General features: G+C 53.0%; 8 protein-coding genes. 3 read left to right on the top strand and 5 right to left on the bottom strand.

The features are described 5' to 3' along the window. Window positions 1–1,001: ArnT family glycosyltransferase (locus AC3AYF_RS14660; protein ID WP_295035928.1), on the bottom strand; the 1,001-nt coding region annotated here is incomplete at its 3' end. Window positions 1,002–1,182: 181 nt separating this feature from the next. Here AC3AYF_RS14660 and AC3AYF_RS14665 point away from each other — a divergent pair. Then, a complete protein-coding gene (locus AC3AYF_RS14665) occupies window positions 1,183–1,869 on the top strand; it encodes a winged helix-turn-helix domain-containing protein (protein ID WP_295035927.1) in 687 nt (228 codons plus the stop codon). After that, complete coding sequence (locus AC3AYF_RS14670) at window positions 1,866–3,266, top strand: ATP-binding protein (RefSeq protein WP_295035926.1); 1,401 nt, start codon at window positions 1,866–1,868, stop codon at window positions 3,264–3,266. The genes AC3AYF_RS14665 and AC3AYF_RS14670 overlap by 4 nt, the downstream gene beginning before the upstream one ends. A gap of 5 nt (window positions 3,267–3,271) precedes the next feature. Here AC3AYF_RS14670 and AC3AYF_RS14675 read toward each other — a convergent pair whose 3' ends face one another. Genes AC3AYF_RS14675 through AC3AYF_RS14685 form a run of 3 tightly spaced genes read right to left on the bottom strand, consistent with a single transcriptional unit; the run spans window position 3,272 to window position 6,111 of the window. Next, window positions 3,272–5,002: an ArnT family glycosyltransferase gene (locus AC3AYF_RS14675; protein ID WP_295035925.1), complete on the bottom strand. Its 1,731-nt coding sequence runs from the start codon at window positions 5,000–5,002 to the stop codon at window positions 3,272–3,274. A gap of 17 nt (window positions 5,003–5,019) precedes the next feature. Then, window positions 5,020–5,316: a lipid-A-disaccharide synthase N-terminal domain-containing protein gene (locus tag AC3AYF_RS14680; RefSeq protein WP_295035924.1), complete on the bottom strand. Its 297-nt coding sequence runs from the start codon at window positions 5,314–5,316 to the stop codon at window positions 5,020–5,022. 42 nt (window positions 5,317–5,358) lie between these two features. Beyond that, the gene (locus AC3AYF_RS14685; protein ID WP_295035923.1) at window positions 5,359–6,111 is read right to left on the bottom strand and encodes a glycosyltransferase family 2 protein; all 753 of its coding nucleotides are present in this window, start codon (window positions 6,109–6,111) and stop codon (window positions 5,359–5,361) included. Between the two features lie 426 nt (window positions 6,112–6,537). Between AC3AYF_RS14685 and AC3AYF_RS14690 the strand changes: the two genes are divergently transcribed. Next, window positions 6,538–7,194 (top strand): response regulator transcription factor, encoded by a 657-nt coding sequence (locus AC3AYF_RS14690; RefSeq protein WP_295035922.1) that lies wholly within the window; start codon window positions 6,538–6,540, stop codon window positions 7,192–7,194. 64 nt (window positions 7,195–7,258) lie between these two features. On the opposite strand, the gene AC3AYF_RS14695 is transcribed toward AC3AYF_RS14690, so the two are convergent. Continuing rightward, window positions 7,259–8,419, bottom strand: a complete 1,161-nt coding sequence (locus AC3AYF_RS14695; RefSeq protein WP_295035921.1) for a phosphatase PAP2 family protein — start codon at window positions 8,417–8,419, stop codon at window positions 7,259–7,261. Between the last annotated feature and the right edge of the window lie 181 nt (window positions 8,420–8,600).

Below are 8,600 nucleotides of genomic sequence, written 5' to 3' on the forward strand. Positions count from 1 at the left end.
GTTGATAGTGTTCTCGCGGGTATTAATGGCATCAGATAGTGGATTTGTTTACCACTGATTAGCGAGAACACTATCAACGGAATGACAAGCCACACCCAGGCAAGACGTTGATATCGAAAGCGTGGCAAACGTGGCCAGGTAACCGGCCACACCATCCAGGGAAACGTAATCAGTGGCAGCCATGGGATATACCACCACAGTGGGTGTGCATGGGCCATCGCGTCATGAAGCCGATCGACACTTTGGCCCCAAAGCAATTCCCGGGCATAGCTACTGCCGCCCAGCCAGGACGCAGAGAGGGCCCAGCACAACAACATGCTCGTGCCGATTAAGAGCGAGAGTCCTACCCGCATACGTCCCTCGGGTCCTAGTGGCTTCTCGCGCCACCAGGGCATGGCGAGAAGAATCGGCACGAGAGTAACGAAAATGGCAGGTCCCTTGGCCAGCAGTGCCAGCCCTAGCCAGACTCCGCTGACGAGGCTTTTCCGCGTGGTCAAGTGTCCTTGGATCAGGGGACTGATAGCGCCCAGCAGACAGGCGGTCAACAGGATGTCGAACATCAAGGCACTGCTGTAAAGATCCCACATCAGCATCGCCATCATCAACATAGGCGCGAGCCGTGCTCGACTGCCGGCGTAGCCCAGGCGACGGGCTATTCGATAGAGATGAATCATCGCCACTAGAGACGCAAGGGGACCTATGAGTTTAGGCCACCAGCCGTTGACGCCAAATATTCCCCAGCCAATATGAATCAACCAGAACAGCAAAGGGGGCTTATCGGCGTAGGCCTCGCCATTCATCACTGGCACCCACCAGGAATGTGAGTGCCACATTTCCCAGGCAACAGAGACGTAACGTGTCTCGTCAATGGGTAAGAACGGGCGTGTCAGGGCTCCAGCGACTGCTATCAACCACAGGAAAGTGATGATAAGCGTATCGCGATGCTTGGCTTCCCAGAGCCGGACATAGAAGCGTCTTGAACTTGCCAAATTGGTACCCAAGTCAGAGGAACCTTGATTTCAGCCATACCTTGAGCGATGAGTCTTAACAAAACATTATCGATTGGTATTGATGCGAATTTAGGGTCTTCAGCTTGGGTCCGATCGAACATTGGTCCTAGATAAGCCAGCGTTAAGCTGCCTGTGCCTCAATCTAGTCTATGACTTCCGGGAGAATGTCAGCATGACTAGCGAGGACATGAATACAATGAACGTTTTGTTGGTTGAAAGCGACCTTCTACTGGGTGGGGAAATTAAAGAAATGCTCGCCAGTGAAGGATATCGTGTCACCTGGTTGACCGAAGGCGAGCAGGTTGCACAGAAGATTCGCTCTGAACCTTTCTTGCTGCTGATACTTGATCTGGAATTACCTGATATCGATGGATTGAGCGTGTTGAGGAAGGTTAGGTCTCATTCTCAGCTACCCATCATGATCTTCGCGCGAGGGGATGATGTTGAAAGGAATATCCTGGGGCTCAATGCGGGGGCAGATGATTACATGGTCGAACCCTTTGGTACTCAGCCGCTTCTCGCCCGCATTCGTGTATTGACCCAGCGCGCTGGGGAAAAAACCGCCCAGCCACTATCGTTGGGACGCCTGTCAATTAACGAACTTGGGCACCAGGTCAGTTGGAACGGTACTCCCATTAACCTCGGGCGGAGAGAGTTTTCTTTGTTACTCGAGCTTGCCCTTCACCGGGACGTGGTGATGTCACGCCTCGAACTTGAAAAAAAGCTTTACACCAAGGACAAAGAAATCGGTTCCAATGCTCTTGAAGTTCACATACATCACTTGAGGCGCAAACTTGATAAGCAACTCATAATGACTATTCGAGGGGTTGGTTATCGTCTTGATAGCCGTGCGGCATGAAATCCATTCGGCGTTATCTGAATATAACACTGGCAATCGTCCTTTTCGTTATCATTGGTTTGGCGGTCACCGCTGCATACTATATAACGCGTCATGAGATGGAAGAAATCTTCGATGCCCAACTGAGCGTGCAGGCTCGAATTGTTGCATCGCTGGTGGGCGTTCATACCTCCAGCGATGAATATGCAATGATCGCCAGGCAACTGTCCCAGCCGGGACACTTCGCTCGATGGTTTGACCCATCCCATCGCTTTACGCTCAATCCCGATAACTCGAACCTTTACGATGATGAAGAGCGGGTGCTGTCGATGGGGTTCTGGGATGCCATGGGTCGACCTATTCTAATGGGCGCGCGTTGGAATGAGCCGGATCGTGCTTTCCCCGCGCCCGATAAAACAGGACATCGTTCGCAATCCTACGATGGCAATTTGTGGCGCGTCTTCAGTCTGCATCTGAAGGATGGTCGCTGGGTCAGTATTGGTCTGAGGGAGACCTTCCAAAGTGAGCTGTCCAATAAGATCGCGATGGGCAACCTCGCCCCACTCCTCTTTGCCTTACCGATTCTGTTTTGGCTGATCGCTCACTTCGTTCGCCGAGGGCTAAACCCGATAGACCAGCTTTCTCGTCAGGTAGAAGCTCGCGACGAGAAAGATCTCAGTACGATCCATATGTGGGTACCTCGGGAATTGGAAGCGCTACATCGCGCGCTCAATGATTTTATCTCTCGATTGGCGAGCACATTGGAACGTGAGCGACGCTTCACGGCAGACGCGGCCCATGAAATGCGCACCCCGTTGGCCGCAATGAAGATTCATCTGGATAATGCTCGTCACGGTGAGACAAGTTCCCTAGATAAAGCGTATCAGGGTGTTGAGCGGCTACAGCGAGTGGTAGAGCAGTTGCTACTGCTGGCGCGCCTGGATATTAGCGATGAAAGACCTGCGAGGGAGAAGGTAAATCTCTCCGGGCTGATTCTCGAATTGGTTGCTGATATCTGGCCCCAGGCGGAAGCCAGTCATCAAGTGATAGACGTAGGAGATGACGGTTCAGTATGGGTTCTGAGCAACCGGACTGAATTGGGAATACTGATTCGTAACTTGTTGGATAATGCGCTGCGTTATACACCGGTTGGTGGCGAGGTGGCGGTAAATTGGGGAGGGGAAACTGGGTTTGCCTGGGTGGTCATCGAAGACTCGGGTCCCGGCATCCCCGACGATATGCTTGATTTGGTTAAACAGCGTTTTCAGCGCAACGCCAATCAGCATATCAGCGGGAGTGGTCTGGGGTTGGCGATCGTGGTGGAGATCGCCGAGCGTCAGCGAATAACGCTGACACTCGAGAATCGTCCTGTAGGCGGGCTTTCTGCCAGGTTGGATTGGCATGATCCCAGTATTTAAATCCACTAGACGCTAGGGCCGTGCTGCTTGTCTGGCAGCGTGGTGGGTGCCACGTATAGCGGCGCCGCGTCAGCATCGCTCTGGCAGGCGCTGACAGCACCTGCCGGTATCAGCCACCACGTGTCGCCATTTTGGACCCCCAAGTCGTGCATCTGCGATCGATCGATGCAAGCATAATCCTCGGCCTCACGCTGGATCGCCAGCATCCAGCGACTTGAATCTGCCTGAAGCCAGGCAAAGGCTCGGCTGAATTGATCGCGATTACGCGTCCCATCGCCAAAGTGGACACTGGGCTGACGTGACTGGAGCAGAAATTCCTCGTCGTAGTCCGGCATGGCGAGCCAGGCGCCTTTGCCTGTCATCTGAACGACCTTTGCCATCATGTCCCGGGGAGAACGAGCCGGGTCCTGTAATGCGTAGCCCCATGTAGACCAACTCACCCAGAAAACGACTAACCACGCACCGAGTGCCCAAAGGCCACGGCGTGGACGAAAGCCAAGCAGCAATCCCATGGCGATCGTGCCAATGGTGATCCACCATGCCCAGGGGACCACATCATGACGTTCGGCTACGCGTTGCAATGCGTTCAGGCCTGACGCCCCCAGAATGCCTGTCAGAAGGAATACACTCCCCAGGATGGCCAATAACGCGAAGCCCAGCCAATGCAACTTGCGTTTGCCAAGTAGACCTGGCATCAGCGGGACTAGCGCCATCACCAACAGTGGCAGGGTCGGCAACATGTAGACACCGCGCTTGCCCGGCGACAGCGAAAAGAAGATCACGATCAGCACGACAGCGGTCAGGGGTAATATGATTCTGGCATCGCCACGACGCAGGCGCCGCCACCAGGCTGGTATGGCCCAGGGGAATGCGAGTACGAGCGGCATCCACGCCCACGGGAGTACTTCCAATAAATAGTAATACCAGGGCGCAAGATGGGCCCAGGATTCCGCGTAGCGCTGACCGGTCTGCTTGAACAAAATATTGTCGCGATAGGCCGCGAGCGCAGGATCTCCGCTCGTTGTCGCCATGATGATCATCGGTACGCCCCAGGCAGCGATGCATAGCACCAACACACTGATTCCCTGAAGCAGATCCTTTATGCCGATGCGTGTCACGCTGCCGCGATAAGCTAACCATAACCAGGTAGGTAGCAGGGCCAGGGGCAGGATACCGACACCTTTGGTAATAATTCCAAGGCCCATGGCGGCCCAACTAATCAACCACCAGCGCTTGGAGGGTCCCAGCAGCGCATGGCGTAGCAGCCCATAGGCGCCCAGAGTCGTGAAGAAGGTCAGCATCATGTCGATCTGAGCAGTCTTGGCTTGCAGCACGAATTGCAATGCGGCCAGCAACGTTAGACCAGACATGATGGCCAAGCGGCGTCCGTAAAGGCGTCGACTGAGATCAACGACCAACACCAGGCAGCCTAGAGCGGCCAGGGTAGTAGGAATTAGAAAGCCAAGCCGGACGGATCCCGTGAGGGCAATGGATAGTGCCGATGCCCACATGAAGACTGGCGGTTTGTCTGGATAGAGTTCCCCTCCCCGATGTGGGAACCAGAATTGCCCGGTGCGCAGCATTTCCAGCGCATTGAGGGCAAAACGTGGCTCATCGGCGGGCCATGGATCACGCAGGCCGATACCGATGCCGAGGAGAATGATGGCAAACAGCATCAGGAGCAACCAGGCACGGCGATAGTGTGCCTGGGAGGGGTCATTCCAGAAGTCTTCCATCTGCGATGGCATTCCGTTCAGAGGGTCTGATTGTCGTCGGACGGCTTGGAGTGCTGCCGTTCACTGCGGATTAACATAAGATTGCGGGCATAAATGACCAACCCGGCCCCCTGTCCAGCGATGAATACGGGGTCATGGCGATAAATGGCGTAGGCCAGAAGCGTCGTGCCTCCACCTAAACTGAAGAACCAGAATGCAACCGGTACGACGCTACGCCTTACCCGTTCACTTGCTAGCCATTGCACAATGAATCGCGCTGAAAATAGTGTTTGTCCGGCAAAGCCAACGCAGACCCATATCCATTCGGTATTCATCGTTTCGACTCGACTTCTGTTTTATCTGGCTTGTGTGTGACGCTACTCGTGACGACGTGTGACGCTACTCGTGACGACGCTGGCATCCGCGTTCGCTATCGGCAGACGGCTTCTTCGTCGTAACCACATCACCCCAACCATATCGACTAGGCCTACCCAGAGGCGGTTATTGAGCCCGTAGTGTGATTTGCCAGTCCCCCGCTGACGGTGATTCACGGGAAGTGAAACGCAACTGCCTCCCTGGGCTTGTACCAAGGCAGGCAGGAATCGGTGCATGTGATCGAAATAGGGAAGTGATAAAAAGGCATCACGGCGAATGATCTTCAAGCCACAGCCTGTATCCGGTGTAGAGTCATTGAGCATCGCCGAGCGTACTTTATTGGCGATCTTTGAAGACATTCGCTTGATCCAGTCATCGCGACGATTGGTTCTGTGCCCAGCCACTAAGGTGACGCCATCGAGTTGCGCTCGCTCGAACAAGTTAGGCAGATCTGCTGGGTCGTTCTGCCCATCACCATCAAGCGTGCCAAGCCAGACGCCACGTGCCGCCCAGGCTGCTTGCCAAACTGAGGTACTCTGTCCAGCACTTTTCGAGTGGCGCAAAGGACGCACACGGTCATCTCCGGAAGCTCTTTGTTCCAATAACGACCAGGTCTCGTCGGTGGAGGCGTCGTCAACGACGATGACTTCGTAATCGATGGATTCCAAGGCGACAGCGATTTCGTCCAATAATGTCGGGAGGTTGCCGGCCTCATCTTTGGCGGGAATGAGTATCGAAAGCAAAGGGGAGTGCATCGCGTCGGATTTCCTAGCTTGGAGCCATAAGGTTGTTCAGAACATGGCGAGGTAAGTAGCCACGCTGGGCAGTATTTAGCAAATGCTATCTGCTCTCGATGGTTCTAGAGCGGGTGCTCTGCAACGCAGCTGGCTATCGTCACGGATTAGGCTTAAAAAACCCTTAAGGCCGATGTCAGGGGGAGACTTTAGTCTAGGGTGAGGGGCGTAAAAGTACGACAGAAATTGCCGTGTGCATCCGAAAGAGAAGTCATCGGCAAGGTGGATGTCAAAAAGTTTTGATGATGGAAGTGCAGCGGCCTTTCATTGCTTGCAATAGATTTAATCTTTGTTAAGCTTTATCTGATGGTTAATGGAGGTTTGAGTTTTGCAACACCTTGAGCCTCTGTTTTTTAGGGCAGGCTAGAAAAATAACAGGAAAGATTCATGCGTGTCTTGATCTATACGGAAAATGTCGACAGCGGAATGTTTTGGCAAAAGAAGCTCGAATCACAATCCATTGGCGCTTTTCTTATCAGTGGTATGGATGAGGTCGATGCGAGGCTCGGTGCGGCTGAGCATGATGCAATCCTTCATATATTTTGTGAGAATAGTTCTCACAATTATAAAGCGCTTGGCCAGTTGAGGAGAGGGCGAACACTGCCTATTTTGGTCATGACAAATGGGCAAACAGTTTGTCGTGTGCCAGATGTGCTTGACGCTGGCGCTGATGATGTTTTATCAACTAGCGTTGATGTGCGTGAATTGTCAGCGAGGCTCAAATGTAAATGTCGGGCGGCTTGCGCTAAAAAAGCGAAAATGAAATATGAAGGTGAGATTAGTATTGATATAGAAACTCATGAAGTGCGTTGGCAAGGTCGAGAAATTTTTCCTTCGTCACGAGAGCTTCTGATTTTAAACGAGTTGGTTTCCAATCCGACGCGTGTTTTCACCAAACGATACTTGGAAACTCTGCTCTATGGTTATGGTCGCGCGGTAGAGTCGAATACTATTGAGGTCTTTATTCATTCGCTACGTAAAAGAACTAGCTTTGACGCCATCATTACTGTCCGAGGTATGGGATATAAGTTGGGTAATTTATGATGCAGGCTTACCTAAGAGATCATGGAGTGGATAGTAGCATCTTCATATCTCTCGACTAACGAGATTAAGCGTCTCCGCATGCCTCACGTCCACTGTCGTATCCTGCCAAAATATTGAACCCATCACTCCCCATCAGCTGGCGAACTTTCACTTCTGAATCTCGCCTTAAAGCGTTGAGTAGTGCCGATTGTGCAAGCGAGGCGTTTTTCCGATCCCTCTCCAGTGCGACCAAGCCCAAAATAGATGTACGCTGCTGAACCCGAAGGGATCCGGCCCATAATGGGATGTCGGCGGATCCGCATCCTAGTTCGACTAATGTGGGCCATACTTGGAGAACAACACGTTGGGACGGCTTTCCGGCAACGACGGACGATGCATTCAGCACCGGCGGATGCCCTTCATTCAGGCGCGGTAAAATTGGTAAAAGAGCCGCACTGGTTTGGGGATCCAACCACGCCAGGGTGTTGTTGATAGACCATGGCGTATTGATTTGCCATCCATCAAGTTCGAGCGCGCTACGCAGCGAGGATAAATCTCCCGCCCACTGAAGCGCTAGCGGTTCCTCCGTTTCGCCAGCCAAGTCAATGCGCTTGACGGTAATTTCCCGTGCTGCTCCGTTGAGCCAATCTTCCCAAGTGGCCTTTTTAGCCGACAATTGAGGGGAGTATCGACTGCGGTCATGGCCAAGTTGATGAGTGACGTGGTAAGGCCAAGCAATTGCTAGAGTTGTTAAAAATACAATCATTAAGCCCCTGGCTCCGATTTTTTGGGTCTCGTAACGCTGATGAAGTAGCGCTAACAGAATTATCCAGGCTGTGCCTAGAGACATGCCCGCGATAACATCGGCAAACCAGTGTGCACCGAGATAGATTCTAGAGAAGGCAATCATGAAGACGATCAGACAGGCGGCGCCAGCGATCCATCGACGACCACGCGCATGTATACTTCGAGCGACAAGATAGGCGAGAGAACCATAAAGCACGGCGTTAATCGTGGCATGGCCACTAGGGAACGAAAAAAGCTCCCATCCACTGTATAGATGTGCCGTTGGGCGTGGCCATTGCACCCATGCCTTGATGCCTGGGGTAAATAGCGAAGCACCTCCCACCGCAACCACCCAATAGAGAGCGCTATACCATGCCCGGTTTATTAACAACCAAGTCGCTACAGCTAGTGTCAGCGCGGTAGTCACGAAGCCATCACCCATTTCCGTGATAACCAGCATCGCACTATCACCCCACTGTGACCTCAAGGCTTGAAGTGCGTGGAAGATCGCTTGGTTAGCCTGGACCAGAGAGTCGCCCGTTACGAGATCCTCAAGCAAATCCGCGAATAGCCAGATAGAGCCAAGTGTAGTGGTTCACTAAAACCGGACACCCATTTAGGTGGTATCGTCGCCACCAAAG

It is taken from the genome of Salinicola sp., from assembly GCF_982684285.1.